Below are 23,805 nucleotides of genomic sequence, written 5' to 3' on the forward strand. Positions count from 1 at the left end.
CGATGTCCGACGAAGAGAAGCTCCGCACGTACCTCAAGCGCGCCACGGCCGACCTGGGAGTGCTCAGTAGGCGCCTCGCCGACATGGAGGAGGCCGCGCGCGAGCCGATCGCGATCATCGGCATGGGCTGCCGCTACCCGGGCGGAGTGGAGTCCCCGGACGACCTGTGGCGGCTCGTCTCGGACGGTGCCGACGCGATCACCGAATTCCCGCCGGACCGTGGATGGGACGTCGTCTACGACCCCGACCCGGACCGGCCGGGCACGACCTACAGCCGATCGGGCGGCTTCCTCGCCGACGGCGCCGGCTTCGACGCCGGGTTCTTCGGGATCTCGCCGCGCGAGGCACTGGCGATGGACCCGCAGCAGCGGGTGCTGCTGGAGACCGCCTGGGAGACCTTCGAGTACGCCGGCATCGACCCGACCGCACTCGGCGGCAGCCGGACAGCGGTGTTCACCGGCCTGTGGTCCTCCGGCTACGGCAACCAGCCGCCGCCGGACCTCGAAGGTTTTCTCGCCACCGGAACAGCCACCAGCGCCACGTCCGGGCGGGTGTCGTACCTGCTGGGGCTGGAGGGTCCGGCGGTGTCGGTGGACACGGCGTGCTCGTCGTCGCTGGTGGCGATCCATCTGGCGGCGCAGGCGCTGCGGGCGGGGGAGTGCTCACTGGCGTTGGCCGGTGGTGTGACGGTGATGGCGACGCCGGCGGGGTTCGTCGAATTCTCGCGGCAGCGGGGGCTTGCGGTCGACGGTCGGGTGAAGGCGTTCGCCGAGGCGGCCGACGGTACGGCCTGGGGCGAGGGCGCCGGCCTGGTGCTGCTGGAACGCCTGTCGGACGCCCGCCGCAACGGTCACCGGGTGCTGGCGGTCGTCCGGGGCTCGGCGGTGAACCAGGACGGCGCGTCGAACGGGCTCGCGGCGCCGAACGGTCCGTCCCAGGAACGCGTCATCCGGCAGGCGCTGGCGAATGCCGGACTGTCGACGGCGGACGTGGACGCGGCCGAGGCCCACGGCACCGGGACCACCCTGGGCGATCCCATCGAGGCGCAGGCACTCCTGGCGACCTACGGTCAGGGGCGGGACGAGCCGTTGTGGCTGGGGTCGGTGAAGTCGAACATCGGGCACACGCAAGCCGCCGCCGGCGTGGCGGGTGTGATCAAGATGGTGATGGCGATGCGGCACGGGCAACTGCCGCGGACCCTCCACGTGGACGCGCCGACCTCCCACGTCGACTGGTCGGCGGGCCAGGTCTCACTGCTCACCGAGGCCCGGCCGTGGCCGGAGACGGGGCGTCCGCGCCGTGCCGGCGTGTCGGCGTTCGGTATCAGCGGCACCAACGCGCATGTGGTGATCGAGGCGGCTGCCGAAGAGCCGGTCGGGGTTCCGACGGGGTCTGCGGGCGGGGTGGTGCCGTGGGTGCTGTCGGGGAAGTCGGATGTGGCGTTGCGGGAGCAGGCGCGCCGGCTGGAGGCGTTCCTGGCCGGGCATCCCGGAGTCGGCGCCGTTGCCGTGGGTCGGGCGTTGGCGGGGCGGTCGCGTTTCGATCACCGTGCGGTGCTGAGCGGTGCGGAGGCGTTGGAGGCCCTGGCGGAGGGCCGGTCGGTGCCGGGTCTGGTCACCGGGACCGCTCGCCCGGTGGGTCGGTCGGTGTTCGTGTTTCCGGGGCAGGGTGCCCAGTGGGTGGGTATGGGCGGGGAGTTGTACGCCGCGTACCCCGTCTTCCGGGCGGCCATGGACGAGTGCGCCCAGGCCCTGGCCCCGTACACCGACTGGTCCCTGGCCGATGTCCTGGACGGCGCGCCGCTCGACCGGGTGGACGTCGTGCAGCCCGCCCTGTTCGCGGTGATGGTGTCCCTGGCGGCACTGTGGCGTTCCCATGGTGTGGAACCGGATGCCGTTGTCGGGCATTCGCAGGGGGAGATCGCGGCGGCGTACGTGGCCGGGGCGTTGTCGTTGGAGGACGCCGCCAAGGTGGTGGCGTTACGCAGCAAGGCGCTGGCGGTGTTGGCCGGCCAGGGCGGCATGGTGTCGGTCGGCCTCGGGCATGAGCGGGCCGCCGGGTTCGTGGCCCGCTGGGACGGCCGGCTGACCGTGGCGGTGGTCAACTCGGCGGACAGCGTGGTGGTATCGGGTGATCTGGACGCGCTGACCGAACTGCTGGCGGCCTGCGAGGCCGACGGCATCCGCGCCCGCCGCCTGCCCGTCGACTACGCCGCCCACTCCGCGCAGGTCGAGGCGATCCGCGAGCAGCTGCTCACCGACCTCGCCGGCATCAGACCGCGCCCGGCGGTGATCCCGTTCTACTCGACGGTGACCGGCGAGGAGATCGACACCTCCGCCCTCGACGCCGACTACTGGTACCGCAACCTCCGCGAACCCGTGCTGTTCGACCGGACCACCCGTGCGCTGCTCGACCACGGCCACACCGTCTTCGTCGAGGCCAGCCCGCACCCGGTCCTGGTCTCCGCCGTCGAGGAGACCGGTCACCACCACGGCTCCGACCTCCTCGTCACCGGCACGCTCCGGCGCGACCAGGACGACTTCCTCACCTCGCTCGGCCGCCTGCACGTCCATGGTGTCCCGGTCGACTGGCGGTTCCCGGACGACACCGAGCCCGTCAGCCTGCCGACGTACGCCTTCCAGCGCCGGCCGTACTGGCTGCGGCCCGTCCCGACGGCGTCGGGCGACCACCCCCTGCTCAGCACGTTCGTGGAACTGCCCGACGGCGCGGTGCTCAGCGGACGGATCTCGCTCGCCACCCACCCGTGGCTGGCCGACCACGCCGTGCGGGGCTCGGTCCTCCTGCCCGGTACCGCGTTCGCGGAAATGGCGGCCTACGCGGCCGGCCGGCTCGGCCACGCGGTCGAGGAACTGGTGCTCGAAACGCCGCTCGTCCTCGACGACACCCCGGTGCACCTCCAGGTCGTCGTGGGCCCCGAGGACGACGGCCGCAACCCGCTCACGGTGTACTCGCGTGACGGCGACGAGTGGGTGCGGCACGCCACCGGGACGCTGGGCGAGGAGCCGGTGCTGAGCGCCTGGGACTGGCCGCCGGCCGGTGAGTCCCTCGACGTCGACGGGCTCTACGACTCGCTGTCCGTGCTCGGCTACGAGTACGGGCCGGCGTTCCAGGGCGTCACGGCGGCCTGGCGGGCCGGCGACACCGTCCACGCCGAGGTGGAGCTTCCCGCCGAGGAACCGTTCGCCCTGCACCCCGCGCTGCTCGACGCCGCACTGCATCCCATGGCGTTCCTCACCGACCGCACCGGCCTGCCGTTCGCGTTCACCGGAGTGGCGATACGGCCCGCGGGCAGCCGGACGCTGCGCGTACGCCTGTCCGCCACCGGGCCGGACACGTACACCGTGGCCGTGGCCGATCCGGACGGCACCCCGGTCGCGGTCATCAGGTCGCTGACCGTCCGGGACGCCACCGCCGTCCCGGACAGCCTGTACGCACTCGACTGGGTCCCCTTCGAACCGGCATCGACGGGCGGCGACCTCGCGGACCTGGTCGTCCACGAGGTGCCCGGGCCGGAGCCCGAGGCGGACACCGTCGAGGCGGCGTACGAGAGCGCGCGGAGCGTACTCGCCGTGATCCGGGACCACTTGGCGGGCGAGCGGACGCGGCTGGCCGTCGTCACCCGCAACGCCGTCGCCGCCGCGCCCGGTGACGTGGTCGGCCTCCACCACTCGATGGTCTGGGGCCTGGTCCGCGGCGCGCGGGCCGAGCACCCCGGCCGGTTCGTCCTGGTCGACGCCGACCCGACCTGGGACCCGGCGCTGATCGCCGGCACGGACGAGCCGGAACTGGCGGTACGCCAAGGGGCGCTGCGCGTCCCCCGCCTGGTCCGCGTCGGCGCGAGCCTCACCCCGCCGGACGGGACCTGGCGGCTGGAGGACACGGGCACCGGCAGCATCGACGACCTGGCGCTGGTGCCCCGCCCGGAGCTCATGGAGCCGCTGGGGCCCGGGCAGGTCCGGATCGCCGTGCGGGCGGCCGGACTCAACTTCCGGGACGTGCTGATCGCCCTCGGCGTCTACCCCGGCGAGGCCCTGATGGGCGGCGAAGGCGCGGGCGTCGTCCTCGAAACCGGCCCGGACAGCCGGTTCCGGCCCGGCGACCGCGTCATGGGCCTGGTCCCCGGCGCCTTCGGCCCGGTCGCCGTCGCCGACCAGCGGCTGCTGGTCCGGATGCCCGACGACTGGTCGTTCGCCAGGGCCGCGTCGGTGCCCGTGGTGTTCCTGACCGCGTGGTACGGCCTGCGCGACCTGGGCGGGCTGAAGACCGGCGACCGGGTCCTGATCCACGCCGGCACCGGCGGCGTCGGCATGGCGGCGATCCAACTGGCCCGGCGGCTCGGGGCGGAGGTGTTCGCCACCGCCGGCCCGGCCAAATGGCACACCCTGCGCGCCCTGGGACTGGACGAGGACCACATCGCCTCGTCGCGCACCCTGGAGTTCGAGCGGAAGTTCCCGCCCATGGACGTGGTCCTGGACTCGCTGTCCGGCGAGTTCGTCGATGCCTCCCTGCGGCTGCTCGGGCCCGGCGGGCGGTTCGTGGAGATGGGCAAGACCGACATCCGCGACGCGGCCGACCACCCCGGCATCGTCTACCGGGCGTTCGACATCGCCGACGCGGGGCCGGAACGGCTCGGCGAGATCCTGGAGGCCGTCGTACGGGCCTTCGCGGACGGCGGGTTCGCACCCCTGCCGGTGGACGTGCGCGGGGTCCGGGACGCGGTCGACGTGTTCCGGTTCATGAGTCGGGCCGCTCATGTGGGGAAGATCGTTCTCTCGGTTCCCCAGCCGGTCGATCCCGAGGGCACGGTGTTGATCACGGGTGGTACGGGGACGCTGGGCGGTCATGTGGCCCGGCATCTGGTGGCCGAGCGGGGTGTGCGGCATCTGGTGCTGGTCAGCCGCAGCGGTGGCGGAGCGGCACTGCGTGAGGAGTTGGAGGGGCTGGGCGCGGAGGTGACCGTGGCCGCCTGTGACGTGGCGGACCGGGACGCGCTGGCGGCCCTGCTGGACTCGATCCCGGCCGAGCGTCCGCTGACGGCCGTCGTCCACGCGGCCGGTGTGCTCGACGACGGCGTCGTCGAATCCCTCACGCCCGAGCGTCTCGCCGCCGTCTGGGAGCCCAAGGCCCGGGCGGCGTGGAACCTGCACGAACTCACCCGGGGACTGGACCTCACCGCCTTCGTCCTCTTCTCCTCGGCCGCCGGCACGCTCGGCAGCCCCGGCCAGGCCAACTACGCCGCGGCCAACACCTTCCTCGACGCCCTCGCCGTGCACCGGCGCGCCCTCGGACTTCCGGCGACCTCGCTGGCCTGGGGCTTCTGGGCCGAAGCCAGCGGCATGACCGGGAACCTGACCGAGGCCGACCAGGACCGGCTGACGCGAGCCGGGGTCGTACCGCTGGCCACCGACCACGCCCTGACGCTGTTCGACGCGGCCCTGGCCACGGACCGGGCCGCGCTGGTGCCGGCCCGCCTCGACCTGTCCGTGCTGGCGGGCGCCCCGGCGGCCCCGGCGGCCCTCAAGGGCCTCGTCTCCCGCAAGGCGGCCCGGCGCCCGGCGCGGCACGGCGCGATCGCCGACCGCCTGCGGGCGCTGCCGGAGGCCGAACGGCTGCGAGCCGCACTCGACCTGGTCACCGCCGACACCGCCGCCGTGCTCGGGCACAGCGAACCGGGGGCCGCATGGGACCGGCAGCCGTTCAAGGACCTCGGCTTCGACTCCCTGACCGCCGTCGAACTGCGCAACCGGCTCAACACCGCCACCGGCCTGCGCCTGACCGCCACCGTCATCTTCGACCATCCCACCCCGCGGCAGCTCGCGGAGCACCTGCTGAGCCAGATCCTCGACGGGGGTGTGGCGTCGGCGGCACCGGTGGTGCCCGCGGTGTCGGTGTCGGACGATCCGGTGGTGATCGTGGGCATGGGGGCCCGGTATCCGGGTGGGGTGGAGTCGCCGGAGGAGCTCTGGAGTCTGGTGTCGGGCGGGGTGGATGCGATCGGGGCGTTCCCGTCGGATCGTGGGTGGGACGTCGAGGGGTTGTTCCATCCGGACGCGGATCATCCCGGGACGTCGTACACGCGGTCGGGTGGTTTCCTCGCGGACGCGGCGGGGTTCGACGCGGATTTCTTCGGGATCTCGCCGCGCGAGGCGTTGGCGATGGATCCGCAGCAGCGGGTGCTACTGGAGACCGCGTGGGAGACGTTCGAGCATGCGGGGATCGATCCGACGTCGTTGCGGGGCAGCCGGACGGGCGTGTTCACCGGCATCTGGTCCTCCGGCTACGGCGACCAGGCGCCCGCCGACGCCGAGGGTTACCTCGGCACGGGCGCCGCGACCAGCGTGACCTCCGGCCGGATCGCCTACCTGCTGGGGCTGGAGGGCGCGGCGGTCTCGCTGGACACGGCTTGCTCGTCCTCGTTGGTGGCCCTGCACCTGGCCGCGCAGGCACTGCGCTCGGGGGAGTGCTCGCTGGCCCTGGCCGGCGGGGTGACCGTGATGGCGACCCCGCTGGGGTTCACGGAGTTCTCGCGCCAGCGCGGCCTGGCTCCCGACGGCCGGGTGAAGGCGTTCGCCGAGGCGGCCGACGGGACGGCCTGGGCCGAGGGCGCGGGCCTGCTGCTGTTGGAACGCCTGTCCGACGCCCGCCGCAACGGGCACCGGGTGCTGGCGGTGGTGCGGGGTTCGGCGGTCAACCAGGACGGCACCTCCAACGGCCTCGGGGCGCCGAACGGTCCGTCGCAGGAGCGGGTGATCCGTCAGGCCCTGGCGAACGCGGGGCTCTCGACGGCGGACGTGGACGCGGTGGAGGCGCACGGCACCGGCACCACGCTCGGTGACCCCATCGAGGCGCAGGCGCTGCTGGCGACCTACGGTCAGGACCGGGACGAGCCGCTGTGGCTGGGCTCGGTGAAGTCCAACATCGGCCACACCCAGGCCGCCGCCGGTGTGGCGGGCGTGATCAAGATGGTGATGGCGATGCGGCACGGGCAACTGCCGCCGACGCTGCACGTCGACGAGCCGACCTCGCACGTCGACTGGGAGTCCGGCAACATCCGGCTGCTCACCGAGGCCCGGCCCTGGCCCGACCGTGGCCACCTGCCTCGCGCGGGCATCTCGGCGTTCGGCATCAGCGGCACCAACGCGCACGTCGTCATCGAGGCGGCTGCCGAGGAGCCGGCCGGGGTTCCGGCGGAGTCCACGGGCGGGGTCGTGCCCTGGGTGCTGTCGGGGAAGTCGGAAGCGGCGCTGCGGGAGCAGGCGCGCCGGCTGGGCGCGTTCATCGCTGCGCATCCCGAGGTGAGTGCGGCGGCGGTCGGGGGCGCTCTGGCCGCCCGCGCCGGGTTCGAGCACCGCGCGGTGCTGAGCGGTGCGGAAGCACTGGAGGCCCTGGCCGAGGGAGGTACGGCGCCGGGTCTGGTGACCGGGATCGCCCGTCCGCTGGGTCGTTCGGTGTTCGTGTTCCCGGGTCAGGGGGCGCAGTGGGCCGGTATGGGTGGGGAGTTGTACCGCTCGGAGCCGGTTTTCCGGGAGGCGATCGACGCGTGTGACGCGGCGTTGACGCCGTACACGGACTGGTCGTTGGTGGAGGTGCTGACCGGCGGTGGTTCGCTGGAGCGGGTCGACGTCGTGCAGCCCGCGCTGTTCGCGGTGATGGTGTCCCTGGCCGCGCTGTGGCGTGCACACGGGGTCGAGCCCGATGCCGTCGTCGGGCATTCGCAGGGCGAGATCGCCGCCGCGTACGTGGCCGGGGCGTTGTCCCTGGAGGACGCCGCGAAGGTGGTCGCCCTGCGCAGCAAGGCCCTGGTCGCCCTGGCCGGACACGGCGGCATGGTGTCGGTCGGCCTGGGGCATGAGCGGGCCGTCGAGTTCGTGGCCCGCTGGGACGACCGGATCACCGTCGCGGTGGTCAACGCCCCCGGTTCGGTCGTCGTCTCGGGCGATCTGGACGCGCTGGAGGAACTGCTGGCGGCCTGCGAGGCCGACAACATCCGCGCCCGGCGCCTGCCCGTCAACTACGCCGCGCACTCGGCCCAGGTCGAGGCGATCCGCGAGCAACTGCTCACCGAACTGGCCGGCATCACGCCCCACTCGGCGACGATCCCGTTCTACTCCACGGTCACCGGCGAGGAGATCGACACCTCGGCCCTCGACGCCGATTACTGGTACCGCAACCTCCGTGAACCCGTGCTGTTCGACCGGACCACCCGGCTGCTGCTCGCCTCGGGCAGCGACCCCGTCTTCGTCGAGATCAGCCCGCACCCGGTGCTCACGCCCGCGCTGGAGGAGCACGAGGCGGGTGTGGTGACCGGGACACTGCGCCGCGACCACGGCACCCCGGCCGAGTTCCTGGCCGCCGCGGCGCGGCTGTTCGTCGCGGGTGTGCCGGTGCGGTGGCCGTTCCCCGGAGGGGAGCCGGTGGCGCTGCCCACCTACCCCTTCCAGCGGACGAGGTTCTGGCTCGCCGGAGGCGCGGGAGACGTGTCCGCGGCCGGGCTCGACCCGGTGGACCACCCGCTGCTCGGCGCCGCTGTCGAGGTGGGCGAGCAGCGGGTCCTGACGGGTCGGCTCTCCCTGGCCACCCACCCCTGGCTCGCGGACCACTCCGTACTGGGGACGGTGCTGCTGCCCGCGACGGCGTTCGTGGAACTGGTGGTGCACGCGGCCGGGACGGCAGTGGAGGAACTGGTCCTGGAGGCGCCGCTGACGTTGCCCGCGGACGGCGCGGTGGACGTGCAGGTCGTCGTGGGCGAGCCGGACGGGACCGGCCGCCGCACGGTCGACGTCCGGTCCCGTACGGACGGTTGGGTGCGGCACGCCACCGGCACGGTGAGCGGGCAGCTTGTGGTCGGGCAGCCCGTGGCCGGGCAGGAGCTGACGCAGTGGCCGCCGGCCGGCGCGGAACCGGTCACCGGGCTCTACGACACGCTCGCCGCGGCGGGCTACGAGTACGGGCCGGCCTTCCAGGCCGTGCAGGCGGTGTGGCGCCGCGGCGAGGAGGTGTTCGCCGAGGTCACCGTGCCGGACGCGGCCCGGTTCTCCGTCCATCCGGCCCTGCTGGACGCCGCCCTGCAACCGCTGGCGCTGCTGTCCGGCACGGAAGGCGAGGTGCGGCTGCCGTTCTCGCTGGGCGGGATCGCGGTCCACCGCACCGGCGTGACCTCCGCGCGCGTACGGCTGACGGTGGTGCGCCCCGGTACGTACGCCGTCCACCTGGCGGACCGGTCCGGGGAGCCCGTGGCGACCATCGAGGCGCTGACCACCCGTCCGATGGCCGAACGCGGCCCGCTGTACGCCCTCGACTGGATTCCGCTGACCCCCGGCGAGGGCGCGCTCGGCGACGCCGTCGTCTCGCCCGGCTCGGTCGCCGAGGCGCTGACGGCCGTCCAGGACTTCCTGGCCGGGCCCGGCGAACGGCTCGTGGTGCGCACGCGGGGCGCGGTCGCCGTCGTTCCCGGTGACGGGGTGAGCGACCCGGAAGCCTCGGCCGTCTGGGGTCTGGTCCGGTCCGCGCAGTCCGAGCACCCCGGCCGGTTCCTGCTCGTGGACGCCGACGAGCTGCCCGAGGGCCTGTCGGTCGGCGACGAGGACCAGGTGGCGGTGCGCCGGGGGGCCGTCTACGTGCCCCGGCTCGTGCGCTCCGCGCCGGAGGCGTTCGACGGACGGCTGACGCAGACGGGCACGGGCAGCCTGGACGACCTCGTCTTCCTGCCGTACGAGCAGGCCCCGCCCGGGCCCCGGGAGGTGCGCGTCGCCGTGCGGGCGGCCGGCCTGAACCTCCGGGACGTGCTGATCGCCCTCGGCGTCTACCCGGGCGAGGCGCTGCTCGGCAGCGAGGGCGCGGGTGTCGTCACCGAGGTCGGCGCCGAGGTCACCGGGCTGCGGCCGGGTGACCGGGTCGCCGGGCTGCTGCCCGGCGCGTTCGGCCGGGTCGCCGTCGCCGACCACAGGGTGCTGGTGCGCATCCCCGACGAGTGGACGTTCACCCAGGCCGCCACTGTGCCGATCGCGTTCATGACCGCGTGGTACGGCCTGCGCGACCTGGGCGGGCTGAAGGCCGGTGACCGGGTGCTGATCCACGCCGGGGCCGGCGGCGTCGGGATGGCGGCGGTCCAGCTCGCGCGGCTCTGGGGCGCGGACGTCCACGCGACCGCCGGCCCGGGCAAGTGGGACGCGCTGCGCGCCCTGGGGCTGGACGACGACCACATCGCGTCGTCCCGGACCCTGGAGTTCGCCGACCGGTTCGGACCCTTCGACGTGGTGCTGAACTCGCTGTCCGGTGAGTTCCTGGACGCCTCCCTGGGGCTGCTCGCGCCCGGCGGGCGGTTCGTGGAGATGGGCAAGGCCGACATCCGGCCCGGCGTGCTGGCCTTCGACCTGGCCGACGCGGGACCGGAACGGCTGGGGGAGATCCTGGCCGAGGCCGTCCGGCTGCTCGGCGCGGGCGAGCTGCGTCTGCCACCACTCACCACCTGGGACGTCCGCCGCGCGCGGGACGCCTTCCGGTTCATGAGCCGGGCCGCTCACATCGGGAAGATCGTCCTCACTGTTCCCGCGGATCTCGATGCGGCGGGTACGGTGCTGATCACCGGTGGTACGGGGACGCTGGGGGGCCGTGTGGCCCGGCATCTGGTGGCCGAGCGTGGTGTGCGGCACGTGGTGCTGGTCAGCCGTAGTGGTGGCGGGGCGGCGTTGCGCGAGGAGCTGGCCGGGCTGGGCGCGGAGGTGACCGTGGTGGCCTGCGACGTGGCCGACCGGGACGCGCTGGCGGCCGTGCTGGACGCGATCCCGGCCGCGCACCCGCTGACCGCGGTCGTGCACGCCGCCGGTGTGCTGGACGACGCCGTGGTCGAGTCCCTGACCCCCGAGCGCCTCGCCGCGGTCTGGGAGCCCAAGGCACGGGCGGCCTGGAACCTGCACGAACTCACCCGGGGACGGGACCTGACGGCGTTCGTCCTCTTCTCCTCGGCGGCCGGGACGCTCGGCAGCCCCGGGCAGGCCAACTACGCCGCTGCGAACGCCTACCTCGACGGCCTGGCCGCGTACCGGCGCGCCCAGGGCCTGCCGGGGGTGTCGCTGGCCTGGGGCCACTGGGCCGAGGCCAGCGGGCTGACCGGGCGGATGTCCGAGGCCGACGGTGAACGCCTCGCCCGCGCGGGCCTGCTGCCGATGGCGACCGACTACGGACTCGGGCTGTTCGACGGGGGCCTGGACACCGCGGAACCGGTGGTGGTCGCGGCCCGGCTCAAGGTGTCCGCACTGGGCGACCGGCCGGTGCTGCGCGCGCTGGCACACGCCCGCAGACCGGTGCGGACCACCGGACTGGCGGGCGAGCTGGGATCGCTCGCCGAGTCCCGGCAACGCGAGATCCTGCTCGACCTGGTCAGGACCCACGCCTCGGCCGTGCTGGGCCGCAGCGACGAGATCGGTGTCGAGCGGGCCTTCAAGGACCTGGGCTTCGATTCGCTCACCGCGGTGGAACTGCGCAACCGGCTGTCCGCGGCGGTCGGGACCCGGCTGTCGGCGACGATGGTCTTCGACCACCCGACCCTGGCCCGGCTGGCCGAATACCTGCGGGAGGTGGTCCTCGGCAAGGAGCGCGGGACGGTCGCGCCCGTGCCGCTAGGCATCCCCGTATCGGGTGATCCGGTGGTCGTGGTCGGGCTGGGGGCCCGGTACCCGGGTGGGGTCGGGTCGGCCCAGGACTTGTGGGGCCTGGTGTCGGGTGGCGTGGACGCAGTGGGTGAGTTCCCGTCGGACCGTGGCTGGGACGTGGGTCGTCTCTACGATCCGGCCGGTGCTCCGGGGACGTCGTACACCAGGTCGGGTGGCTTCCTCGGGGACGCGGGTGGCTTCGATGCCGCGTTCTTCGGGATCTCGCCGCGTGAGGCGTTGGCGATGGATCCGCAGCAGCGGGTGCTGCTGGAGACGGTGTGGGAGACGTTCGAGGATGCGGGGATCGATCCGACGTCGTTGCGGGGCAGTCAGACGGGTGTGTTCACCGGCATCTGGGCCTCCGGCTACGCGGGCGGAGTGGACCAGATCTCGCGGGACGCGGACGGCTACGTGGCCACCGGCACGGCGACGAGTGTGACCTCGGGACGGGTGTCGTACCTGCTGGGGCTGGAGGGTCCCGCGGTGTCGGTGGACACGGCCTGCTCGTCCTCGCTGGTGGCGATCCATCTGGCGGCGCAGGCGCTGCGCTCGGGCGAGTGCTCGCTGGCCCTGGCCGGCGGTGTCACGATCATGGCGACCCCCGCCGCCTTCATCGACTTCTCGCGTCAGCGGGGGCTCGCGGCCGACGGCCGGGTGAAGGCGTTCGCCGAGGCGGCCGATGGTACGGCCTGGGGTGAGGGCGCGGGTGTCGTGCTGCTGGAGCGGCTGTCGGACGCCCGGCGCAACGGTCACCAGGTGTTGGCGGTCGTCGCGGGGAGCGCAGTGAACCAGGACGGTGCGTCGAACGGGTTGACCGCGCCGAACGGTCCGTCGCAGGAGCGGGTGATTCGTCAGGCCCTGGCCAATGCCGGGCTGGAGCCGTCCGAGGTGGACGCGGTGGAGGCGCACGGCACCGGCACCACCCTCGGTGATCCCATTGAGGCCCAGGCGCTGCTGGCGACCTACGGCCGGGACCGGGACGAGCCGTTGTGGCTGGGGTCGGTGAAGTCCAACATCGGGCACACCCAGGCCGCCGCCGGTGTGGCGGGTGTGATCAAGATGATCATGGCGATGCGGCACGGTGAGCTGCCGCCGACGCTGCACGTCGACGAGCCGAGTTCCCATGTCGACTGGTCGGCGGGTCAGGTCTCCCTGCTGACCGAGGCCCGGCCGTGGCCGGAGGCGGACCGTCCTCGTCGTGCGGGTGTGTCGGCGTTCGGGATCAGCGGTACGAACGCGCACGTGATCCTGGAGGCCCCGGCCCCGGAGTCGGCTGACCACGATCCCGCTTCCGCGCCTGCCCCTGCGGCCGTCGTGCCGGTGCCGTGGCTGCTGTCGGCCAAGTCCGAGCAGTCGCTCCGGGCCCAGGCCCGCAGGCTGCAGGCGTACGCGGCCAAGGCCCCCGACGCGGAGGGGATCGCCGCCGCGCTCGCCGCGCGGACCCGGTTCGCCCACCGGGCCGTGGTGACCGGACCGGGGGCACTGGCGGCCCTGGTGGGCGGGGAGGCGCATCCCGGTCTGGTGACCGGTGAGGCCCGCGACTCCGGCAGGTCGGCGTTCGTGTTCTCCGGTCAGGGTGGTCAGTGGGCGGGGATGGGGCGGGAGTTGTACCGGGAGTTCCCGGTGTTCGCGGGGGCCTTGGACGAGGTCTGCGACCTGCTGGGGCTGTCGGTGGAGGTGCTGTTCGAGGACGCGGAAGGGGTGCTGGGGGAGACGCGGTTCACGCAGGCCGGGGTGTTCGCGTTGGAGGTGGCGCTGTTCCGGTTGGTGGAGTGGCTGGGTGTGCGGCCGGACTTCGTGGTGGGGCACTCGGTCGGTGAGGTGGCGGCGGCCCATGTGGCGGGTGTGCTGGGTCTGGAGGGCGCGTGTGTGCTGGTGGGTGCGCGGGGCCGGTTGATGCAGGGGTTGCCCGATGGTGGGGCGATGGTGTCGCTCCAGGCGTCGGCGGAGGAGGTGCTGGGGTCGCTGGTGCCGGGGGCCGAGGTGGCGGCGGTCAACGCGCCGGACGCGGTCGTGGTGTCCGGGGACGAGGCGGCGGTCGAGGCGGTCGCTGAGGTGTGGCAGGGCCGTGGGCGTCGGGTGCGGCGGCTGGAGGTGAGTCACGCGTTCCATTCGGCGCGGATGGATCCGGTGCTGGAGGAACTCGGTGAGGTGGTCGCGGGCCTGTCGTTCGGTGAGCCGGTGATTCCGGTGGTCTCCACGGTGACCGGGCGTCCGGCCGAGATGGGGGATCCCGGGTACTGGGTGCGTCAGGTGCGGGAACCGGTCCGGTTCGCCGAGGCCGTGGAATGGCTGGCGGGCCAGGGCGTGACCGGGTTCGTGGAGGTGGGTCCGCATCCGTTGCTGGTGGGGACCGGGTTGATGCGGCGTGGTGGTGATTCTCCGGAGAGGTTGTTCGCGGGGCTGGGGCGGTTGTGGACGGACGGCGCCGTGCGCTGGACGCCACCCGCGACCACGACCACGACAGCGACCACGACGGCGGGGGCCTCGGACGTGCGCGTGCCTTCGTACGCTTTCCAGCACCAGCACTACTGGCTCCACCCCACCACCCCGTCGGAGGGCCTCGACACGCCCGACCACCCGCTGCTGCGGTCCCTGGTGAAGCTCCCCGACGGGCAGGGTGTGGTGCTGACCGGGAAGCTCTCCGCGTCCGCCCACCCGTGGCTGGCCGAGCACACCGTGCTCGGTTCGACGCTGCTGCCCGCGATGGCGTTCGTGGACATGGCCGTCCACGCCGGCGAGCACACGGCCAGCCCCGTACTGTCCGAGCTGGTCCTGGAGGCGCCGCTCGTGCTCTCCGAGCGCGACGGGGTGCACGTGCAGGTCACCGTCGGCGCGCCCGACGACGCCGGACGCCGGCCTGTCACCGTCCACTCCCGCACCTCCGCCGAGCCCGACGAGTGGACCCGCCACGCGACCGGCGTGCTCGGTCCGCCGGCGGACCGGGCGGCACGGGCCGACCGGACGGCCGTGCCCGGGGCGGACGAGGGCGAGGCCGTGCCGATCGACATCGGCTCGCTCTACGACCGGCTCGCCGACGCCGGCTACGACTACGGGCCGACCTTCCAGGGGCTCACCGGCATCCGACGGCACGGCGAGGACCTGCACGCCGAGGTGAGCTTCCCGGCGGACCCCGCGCAGCTCACCGGTTACCGCGTCCACCCGGCGCTCCTGGACGCCGCCATCCAGCCGCTGACCCTGCTCGCAGGCCTCGCGGCCGAGGACGGCGGCGCCGGCGGCAGCCCGGCGCGGCTGCCCTTCTCGTTCTCCGGTGTGTCGGTCACCGGGTCGGCCGCGACGGTCCGCGTGGTGCTGCACCCGACCGGGCCGGACACCTGCGCGGTGCGGATCACCGACACCGCCGGGACGCCGGTCGTGAGCATCGACGAGATCGTCCTGCGGCCCGTCGAAGCGGCGGGTCACGGGGCCGGGCGCCGGCCGAACACGCTGTTCGCCGTCGACTGGACCCCGATGGCGGCACCGGACGGCCCGGACACCGGGACGGTCCTCCACGAGGTCGTCGGCGAGGGCGAACCGGTCGCGGCCGCCCACGCGGTGACCCGGGAACTGCTCGGCAGGGTCCGGGAGTTCCTGGCCACCGAAACGCCGGCCCGGCTCGTGGTCCTCACCGGCGACGACCTGGCCTCGGCCGCCGCCCGCGGCTTCCTGCGCAGCGCGCACAGCGAGAACCCCGGGCGGATCCTGACCGTCCGGCACGACGGCACGGCCGCCTCACGACGGGCGCTCCCCGCCGCGGTGCGCGCCGCCGTGAGCGACGGCGAGCCCGAGATCCGGTTGCGCGACGGAACCGCCCTCGTGCCGAGGCTGGTGAGGGCCGCCCCGGCCGCCCCGGCCGCCCCGACCGCCCCGACCGGGCCGGCCGGGCCCCTGGACGGCGCGCCCCTGGACGGCACCGTGCTGATCACCGGCGGCACCGGCACCCTCGGCGTCCTCGTTGCCCGGCACCTGGTCGCGCGGCACGGCGCCGCGCACGTGGTGCTCGCCGGCCGCCGCGGCGTCGAGCCGCCCGGGCTCCGGCAGGAGCTGGGCGCCGCCCTCACCGTGGTCGCCTGCGATGCCGGTGACCGCGGGGCACTGAGGGATCTCGTCGCCTCGATCCCCGATCTGCGGGCCGTCGTGCACGCGGCCGGGGTCGTCGACGACGCCGTGGTGGGATCGATGACACCGGAGCAGATCGACACGGTGCTGCGCTCGAAGGCCGATGCCGGGTGGCACCTGCACGAGGCCACCGAGCACCTGGACCTGCGGGCGTTCGTGCTGTTCTCCTCGGCGTCCGGGGTGTTCGGCGCCCCTGGGCAGGCCAACTACGCCGCCGCGAACGCGTTCCTCGACGCGCTCGCCGAGCACCGGCATGCGCGCGGTCTGCCGGTCACCTCCCTGGCCTGGGGCCAGTGGGCCGAGTCCAGCGGCATCACCGGGACCCTGACCGGGGCCGGCCACCGCCGGCTGGCGAGGACCGGGATGCTGCCGCTGGCCACCGAGCAGGCCCTCGACCTGTTCGACACCGCCCTGGCCGGCGGACGCCCGGTGCTGGTGCCGGTCCGCCTCGACCTCGCGGCGATCGACACCCCGCCCGCGCTGCTGCGCGGACTCGCCCGGCCGCGGCGCGCGCCGGCCCCGGCGGCCGGCCCCGGCGACCTGCGGGCCGGGCTCGAAGCCCTGCCCGAGCCGGAGCAGCGCGCCCTGCTGCTCGACCTGGTCGTCACGCACAGCGCGAGCATCCTCGGGATGTCCCCCGGCGGGATCGACGACCCGCGTCAGCTGTTCCGCGACCACGGCGTCGACTCGCTGACCGCCATCGAACTGCGCAACCGGCTCAACGCGGCCACCGGGCTCCGGCTCCCGGCGACCCTCGTCTTCGACTTCCCGACGCCCGAACAGCTCGTCAACCACCTCTACGGGCAGCTGTGCTCGCCGGAGAACCGGGTCGCCGGGCCGATGGAGCGCCTGCTGCGCAAGGCCGTCGACGTCGGCCGCGCGCAGGACGGCCTCGACCTGCTGGCCACGGCGTCCCGGCTGAGCCCGGCCACCGACGCGCCCAAGGCCGAGGCGCTCGGCCTCGCGACCGGCTTCCTCCAGCCGTCGCTGGTCTGCCTGCCGTCCGCGCTGGCGTCCGGCGGCATCGAGGAGTACGGGCGGTTCGCCGCGGCGCTGGAGGCCGCCCGCGACGTCACGGCGGTCACCCTGCCGGGCTTCGCCGGCGACCCGCTGCCCGCGGACGCCGACGTCCTGGTCCAGGCACTCGCCGAGGCCGCGTCGACCGTCGCCGCGCCGGTGCTGGTCGGCCGTTCGGTGGGCGCGTGGCTGGCGCTGGCGACCGCCGGGGAACTGGAACGGCGGGGGGCCCGGCCCAGCGCCGTGGTGCTCATCGACGGCTACCCCGACGACCTGCCGGGTGTGCTCACCGGCATGCTCGACGCCGGCCACCAGGTCCAGCCGGTCGACGACGACCGGCTGGTGGCCATGGGCCGCTACCTCGATCTGGCCGGCGCCCCGGAGCCCGTCACCGCGCCGGTGCTGCTGGTGGGCACCGGGAAGCGCTCGTGGCCCCGGCTGTCCACCACCGTTCAGGAAGTACTCACCGTCCCGGGCGACCACTTCACCGTACTGGAGGAGCACTCCGCGGCCACGGCGCTGGCCATCAGCACCTGGCTCCTCGACTTCAGCGGATACGGAGCCGGGTTGTCCGCACTCAGGGGAAAGGACCACGCATGATCTGGGACAACGTCTACATCGGCGGAACGGGGCGATATCTGCCGCCCCGCACGCCCGCGACGCAGGCCGTGCCGGACACCGAGACCATGCGGCGGCTGCTCGCGCTGTCGGACTTCGTGTCGTTCACCCGCTCCGACGACGTCACCGAGCACGCGATGGCCGTGCACGCGGCGATCGGCGCCCTGCGCGAGTCCGGCCTCAGCGGCGCCGACATCTCCATGGCCGCCTACGCCCAGATGGACCACCAGGACCACATGGCGTCCTCCTGCCACCTGCAGCGTGTCCTCGGCCTCGGCCACGCCCTCGTCTACGAGGTCGAGGCGACCAGCAACGGCGGCTCGGCCGCGCTGCAGTCCGCCGCCGCGCACCTGGTGGCCGACCCGGCCGCGACCGCGACCCTGGTCACGGCCACCGCCCGGTTCCTGCCGCCGCGGTGGGAACGCTGGCAGCCCACCATCGGGATCTTCCTGGCCGACGGTGCGGTCGCGGCCGTGCTCAACCGCGAGGGCGGCCGGGCGCGGCTGGTCGCGACCGCCAACAGTTCCGCGACCCAGATGGAGGTCCTCGCCACGCCGACGATCCCGGACCCCGAGGGCCACCGCAACCGTACGCCGATCGAGGTCACCGGCCTGGCCCCGTATCTGACGCTGATGAGCGGGGCACTGGTCACCGCGGTCGAGCAGGCCGCCAAGGAGGCCGGCGTCCGCGTCGCCGACATCACCAGGTTCGTCGTCACCGGTCTGGGCCTGGCCCAACTGGAGGTCGTCGTGCTGGAGCCGCTCGGCATCGACCTGGGCCGCACCACCTGGCCGATGCTGCGCGAGCTCGGCCACGTCGGGCCGTGCGACCAACTGCTCGGCATCGACCACCTGCTGCACGACGAGACCCTCGAGCCCGGCGACACCATCATGTCGATCGGCCTCGGCATGGGCTCGCGGTTCACCGCGACCCTGCTGGAGGTCACCGAGCCGCCCACGCCCCGTACGACCACCACCTTCACCGAGCCGGTGCGCGCGCAGGCCCCGCCCGCCGACGCGTACGTCATCGACCCCTCCGGCGGCGACATCTTCGGCGAGGCCGCCGCCTTGCGCGAGCGCGGCCCGGCCACGCCCGTCGAACTGCCCGGTGGCGTGTCGGCCTGGGCCGTCACCGGGCACGACCTGGCGAAGAAGCTGCTGCTCGACCCGAGGGTCTCCAAGGACGCGAACAGGCACTGGCCGATGTGGCGCGACGGCGACATCCCGCCGGACTGGCCGCTGATCATGTGGGTCGCGATGCAGAACATGTTCACCGCCTACGGGGCCGACCACACCAGGCTGCGCAGCCTGGTGGCCAAGGCGTTCACCCCGCGCCGCATCGAAGCGATGCGCCCGCGCGTCGAGGAGATCACGGCCGGCCTGATCGCCGACCTGGCCGCGGTGCCGCCGGGGCAGACGGTCGACCTGCGCGCACGGTTCGCGTTCCCGCTGCCGATCCAGGTCATCACCGAACTGTTCGGGGTGAGCACGCAGACGGGCGCGGACCTGCGGCGGCTGGTGGACGCGGTGTTCAGCCTCGACGCGGACCCGGCGGGCGTGCAGGCCGCCTCCGGCGAGCTGTACATGCTGCTCAAGGAACTCGTGGCCGCCAAACGGCGCGACCCCGGCGACGACATGACCACCGACCTGATCGCCGCGCAGGAGGCGGACGGCACACGGCTGTCCGAGCGGGAACTGCTGGACACCCTGCTGCTGACCATCTCCGCCGGCTTCGAGACGACGGTCAACCTGCTCGACCACGCCGTTCACGCGCTGGCCACGCGCCCGTCCCAGCTCGCCCTGGTCCGATCCGGGACCAGCACGTGGGAGGACGTGGTGGACGAAACCCTGCGCTGGCAGGCGCCGGTGCCGAACCTGCCGCTGCGGTACGCCGTGGAGGACATCTCCGTGGACGGTGTGCGGATCCGCAAGGGCGAGGCGATCCTGCTGTCCTACGGCGCGGCCGGCCGCGACCCGGCGCAGCACGGGGCCGACGCGGAGGACTTCTCCGTCACCCGGCCGTCGCGGGCCGACCACCTCACCTTCGGGCACGGCGTGCACTACTGCCTCGGCAGCCCCCTGGCGAAGCTGGAGGCGACGACGGCGCTGTCCGCGCTGTTCTCCCGCTTCCCCCGGCTGCGGCTGGCCGTCCCGTCGTCCGAACTCGAGCCGCTGGGTTCCTTCTTCACCAACGGGCACAAGACTCTGCCGGTCATCCTGGAGGAGAGCTGATGGCCCACTTCGCCTTCGTGAGCGCGCCCGCGTCCGGGCATGTGAACCCGACCCTGCCGCTGGTCGAAGAGCTGGTCCGGCGCGGTCACCGGGTCAGCTACGCCACGGGACCGGCCACCATGGACGCCGCCGTCGCCGCCGGGGCGTCGCCGGTGACCCTGCCCTCGCAGCTGCCGCCCGACATGGCGGCGCGGGGCGAGTTCACGGCGGAACAGCTCGCCGTGACGCTGGAGTACTACCTCGACGACGCGCGTGCCTCCTTCCCCGTCCTGGCCGGGCACTTCTCGGCGGACCCGCCGGACGCGGTGTGCTACGACTCGGTGACCTTCACCGGGAGGATGCTGGCGAACCTGCTCGGGGTGCGGGAGATCTCCCTGGTGCCGACCTTCGCGGAGAACGAGTCCTTCTCGGCGGCGCAGGTGTACCTGCCGGCCGACTTCGACCACACCGACCCCCGGCTGGTGGCCGCGATTCAGGACATGGGGAAGTTCGCGCAGGGCCACACCTTCCTCGAGGACCCGAACCTGATGTTCGGCCATGTGCCCCCGACGAGCCTGGTGTTCATCCCCCGCGAGTTCCAGATGTCGGGGGACACCTTCGACGAGCGCTTCCACTTCGTCGGGCCGTCGCTGAGCAGCCGGCAGACCGCTCAGGAGTGGAGCCCCCGGTCGCAGGCCCCGGTGCTGCTGATATCGCTGGGAACCGTCTTCAACGACCGGCCCGAGTTCTACCGGACCTGCGTCGAGGCGTTCGGGGACACCGACTGGCAGGTCGTCATGGCGGTGGGCGGGCTGGACCAGGAGTCGCTGGGCCCGATCCCGGCGAACGTCGAAGTGCACGCGCACGTGCCGCAGGTGGCGGTGCTGCGACACACCGAGGTGTTCCTGAGCCACGCCGGGATGAACTCGGCGATGGAGTCCCTCCACCACGGGGTGCCCTTCGTGGCGGTGCCGCAGATCCCGGAACAGCGGGCGATCGCCCGGCGGGCGGAGGAGCTGCGGGTCGGCAGGACGCTCGCCGAGCCGACCGTGCAGGGCCTGCGCGACGCCGTCCAGGAGGTCCGGTCCTGCCGCCCCCGGGCGGCGGCCCTGAGCCGGATCGTGCGCGGGGCGGGCGGCGCGTCCAAGGGGGCGGACGTCCTGGAGCAGCTGCTGACGCGGTAGCGGCCCGGACTCCACCGGGCCGTGCGCACCCGCACCCCGCCCGGTGGAGTCCGTTCCCGGGTACCTTTTCGTACGGTCTCGTACGGTCTCGTACGGCGAACTTCGGCTGTCATCGGACTACCCGCAATCGACGTGGCGGCCATACGACGAGAACGGCCCGTCCTTCTACCTGCCGAGAACTGATGCACCCGTATTCTCGTGAGTCGCGTGAAACCCTTCGGTTGTCTCCCAGTACGAAAATTCCGTCCATGGGTACGTCGACCCGCGTCCCGTTGTCGATCGAGCCGTCTGCCCGGGCGCTGCCGCCGACAAGAACGCTGTCCCCACCTGTGGCGGCGACTCGCTTGACCATCCTGCGCCCGTCGGCACCGGAGGTGAAGACGACAACTTGGCCGCGAGCGGGACAGTGCCGCGTCAGTACCGGCCTCCGGACGACCAGGAGACGGTCGTCGACAAGTAGTGTCGGCGCCATGGACTCCGTTGCTATCCGAACGAAATAGGTCAGCGAAGTCACGGCAATGACTGCCAGCGCCAATCCGGTCAGATATATGATCTCGGCAGGGTGCACTGGTCGTTCCCCCAGCCGGCCGTCGGAAGGCCTGCCCCGCGATTCCTCGGCGGGGCAGGCGTGGAATTTCAACGGCCAAGTTTCAGCTTGAAGTCGGGGATGGCGTGATGTTGATCTCCGATGCTGAGGACGGCGGAGGCCCGCCTCGCCTGGTACTTGATGTCCCCCAGAAGTACATAGCCGTTTTCTCGCGCCGAGAACGGGGCCGGGAGAAGGCCCTCGTCGAATCCCTCGGAGGTGACGATATCCAGCTCTACGTACGAGGCCGGCTCGGAGATGAAACGGGTCAGCTCCAGGGGGAACCAGGCGGTATCGGTTTTGAATGAGTAGTGAACACTGCCGCCAGGTGCGAAGTTGACAAACTCCGACGAATCTTCCCGCGCGCTGTGGAAATATGAGCGGAGGAACAGGTCCTGACGCCCGCCGTTGTAGACGATCACGGCGCGCTGGAGCACCAGGCTGCAGGCCACGAACGATCCCGGATCGCTGACGCTCGGATGGTCCACCAGCGCCATGAAGATGGTATTGCCGTTCTTGAGGTAGCTGTCGTAGACGCTCAGGGCTTCGGGCTCCATCTCGATTCCATGGCGTCCCTGCCAGCGCACCAGCTCGTCGGGAGTCCACGCGGTGCAGGCGTTGAACACCTCGGACGTGCGAAGGTTCTTCAAGTACTTCTCGGGGTATTCCGACGGAATCCCCGGCCCGGTGGCCTGCTCGACCCGCTCGAAGATGTCGCCGTTCGCCACCCTCACCCGTGCCTCTTTGGGGGCGGGCCCCGACCACGTGACGACGAGTCCGCCGTCGAAGTACATGGGTGCGTCACCGCACTTCAGATCGGCATAGGCAGGTCGCGAAAGGCGGACCATGAGGCCTATCAGGGCAACTGCCATGCACGTCATGACAACGATAAGCATGAGGCTCTCCCGTCTGTCACAATCTCTTGCTTGGGGAGCTTTACTTGCTTGGGGAGCTTTAAGAATCAGTGAAGACGTGTCGCGCGCACGCAAAATGCAGTGGAGACGATGGGGGCAGATGATCCCGGGAACCCACTGGGCTTGATGTCAAGCCTAGTCGCCGCCGGCATGATTCGCACCCGTACGGTAATCGTTCCGTCACGGCCGCGCGTCCCGACGGGACCGGTCGGGCGCCGCTTCCTCAACGCCGTGTCGTCGGACCGGTCGGTCAGCGGTTCACCGCCCGCATGCCGTCCTCGTCGTAGCGTTCGCCCGCCACCTCGGGCAGCTCGGCGTCGATGCGGGCCAGGTCGTCCGCGGTGAGCTCGACGTCGACGGCGCCCGCGTTCTGGTCCAGGTAGGCGCGGCGCTTGGTGCCGGGGATCGGCACGAGGTCCTCGCCGCGGGCCAGGACCCAGGCGATCGCCAGCTGGGCCGGGGTGACGTCCTTCTCCGCGGCGATCTCCTTCACCTTCTCCGCGAGTTTGAGGTTGGCTGCCAGATTGGCCCTGGTGAAGCGCGGGTTGGTGCGGCGGAAGTCGTCCTGGTCCAGCTCGTCCGGGGAGCTGAAACGGCCCGCGAGGAAGCCGCGGCCGAGCGGGGAGTACGGCACGAAGCCGATGCCGAGTTCCCGGCAGGCGGGGAGCACCTCGGCCTCCACGTCCCGCGTCCAGAGCGAGTACTCGCTCTGCACGGCGGTGACCGGGTGGACGGCGTGGGCGCGGCGGATGGTCTCCGCGCTCGCCTCGCTCAGCCCGATGTGGCGGACCTTGCCCTCGGCGACCAGTTCGCCGAGGGCGCCGACGGTCTCCTCGATGGGCACGTTCGGGTCGACCCGGTGCTGGTAGTACAGGTCGATGCGGTCGGTGCCGAGCCGCGCGAGTGAACCGTGGACGGATGCGCGGACGTGCTCGGCGGAGCCGTCCTGGCGTCCCACGGTCGACATGTCGCCCGGTACGGCGCCGTCCATCCGGTAGTTGAACTTCGTGGCGATCACGTACTCGTCGCGGTGTCCCCGGACGGCCTCGCCGACCAGGGACTCGTTGGTGAGCGGTCCGTAGACCTGTGCCGTGTCGAGGAAGGTGATGCCGAGGTCGAGGGCGTGCCGGATGGTCGCGGTGGCCTCGTCCTGGTCGGCCGTGCCGTAGAAGGCGGACATCCCCATGCAGCCGAGGCCGATGGCCGACACCTGGAGGTCCCGCAGACTGCGCTGTCGCACGTGAGTTTCCCTTCGTCCCGTCTCTGCCGTGGCCCGGCGCCGTCGTGGCGCCCCGGTCCGCGCGACCGGTCGGCCCCGTCTCCTCGGAGCGGACCCTACGGTGCCGGTGCCCTCCGGAGGCGGACCGGCACGGCCGGACGCGGGCACCCGTGCGGGGTGGGCGCGTCGACGGCGGCCCTGGCCGGCCCGGTCGGCGGGCCCGGTCGGCGGGGCGAATGCGCCGACCGGGCGAGCGGGGCGTTCCC

The 23,805-nt window shown here is 73.0% G+C and carries 6 protein-coding genes; 3 read left to right on the forward strand and 3 right to left on the reverse strand.

Annotation, left to right across the window (positions count from 1 at the left end; genetic code table 11):
* Positions 1-2 precede the first annotated feature (2 nt).
* Genes ACFVUY_RS29175 through ACFVUY_RS29185 form a run of 3 tightly spaced genes read left to right on the forward strand, consistent with a single transcriptional unit; the run spans position 3 to position 20,820 of the window.
* Entirely contained in the window at positions 3-17,408 is a 17,406-nt protein-coding gene (locus ACFVUY_RS29175) for an SDR family NAD(P)-dependent oxidoreductase (protein WP_387734852.1), read from the forward strand.
* Positions 17,405-19,657, forward strand: coding sequence for a cytochrome P450 (locus ACFVUY_RS29180; RefSeq protein WP_387734855.1), 2,253 nt, complete (start codon positions 17,405-17,407; stop codon positions 19,655-19,657). Before ACFVUY_RS29175 ends, ACFVUY_RS29180 begins: the two co-directional genes overlap by 4 nt.
* Positions 19,657-20,820 carry a macrolide family glycosyltransferase gene (locus ACFVUY_RS29185; RefSeq protein ID WP_387734857.1) on the forward strand — a complete coding sequence of 388 codons (1,164 nt, stop codon included), beginning with the start codon at positions 19,657-19,659 and terminating at the stop codon, positions 20,818-20,820. The genes ACFVUY_RS29180 and ACFVUY_RS29185 overlap by 1 nt, the downstream gene beginning before the upstream one ends.
* Positions 20,821-20,929: 109 nt before the next feature.
* Here ACFVUY_RS29185 and lepB read toward each other — a convergent pair whose 3' ends face one another.
* The 3 genes from lepB to ACFVUY_RS29200 form a co-directional block, all read right to left on the reverse strand.
* On the reverse strand, positions 20,930-21,388 hold the full coding sequence (gene lepB / locus ACFVUY_RS29190; RefSeq protein WP_387734860.1) for a signal peptidase I: 459 nt from the start codon (positions 21,386-21,388) through the stop codon (positions 20,930-20,932).
* Between the two features lie 68 nt (positions 21,389-21,456).
* A complete protein-coding gene (locus tag ACFVUY_RS29195; protein ID WP_387684626.1) occupies positions 21,457-22,278 on the reverse strand; it encodes a hypothetical protein in 822 nt (273 codons plus the stop codon).
* A 292-nt stretch (positions 22,279-22,570) separates the two neighbouring features.
* Positions 22,571-23,560, reverse strand: a complete 990-nt coding sequence (locus ACFVUY_RS29200; RefSeq protein ID WP_387734862.1) for an aldo/keto reductase — start codon at positions 23,558-23,560, stop codon at positions 22,571-22,573.
* Positions 23,561-23,805 lie beyond the last annotated feature (245 nt).

The sequence above is a fragment of the Kitasatospora sp. NPDC058063 genome (assembly GCF_042885395.1).
Classification (GTDB): Bacteria; Actinomycetota; Actinomycetes; order Streptomycetales; family Streptomycetaceae; genus Kitasatospora; species Kitasatospora lactacystinica.

What these genes read in the sequence shown, in the direction of transcription:
- ACFVUY_RS29175 (WP_387734852.1), top strand. Translation starts at nt 3, where the DNA reads ATGTCCGACGAAGAGAAGCTCCGCACGTACCTCAAGCGCGCCACGGCC.
- ACFVUY_RS29180 (WP_387734855.1), top strand. Translation starts at nt 17,405, where the DNA reads ATGATCTGGGACAACGTCTACATCGGCGGAACGGGGCGATATCTGCCG.
- ACFVUY_RS29185 (WP_387734857.1), top strand. Translation starts at nt 19,657, where the DNA reads ATGGCCCACTTCGCCTTCGTGAGCGCGCCCGCGTCCGGGCATGTGAAC.
- ACFVUY_RS29195 (WP_387684626.1), bottom strand. Translation starts at nt 22,278, where the DNA reads ATGGCAGTTGCCCTGATAGGCCTCATGGTCCGCCTTTCGCGACCTGCC.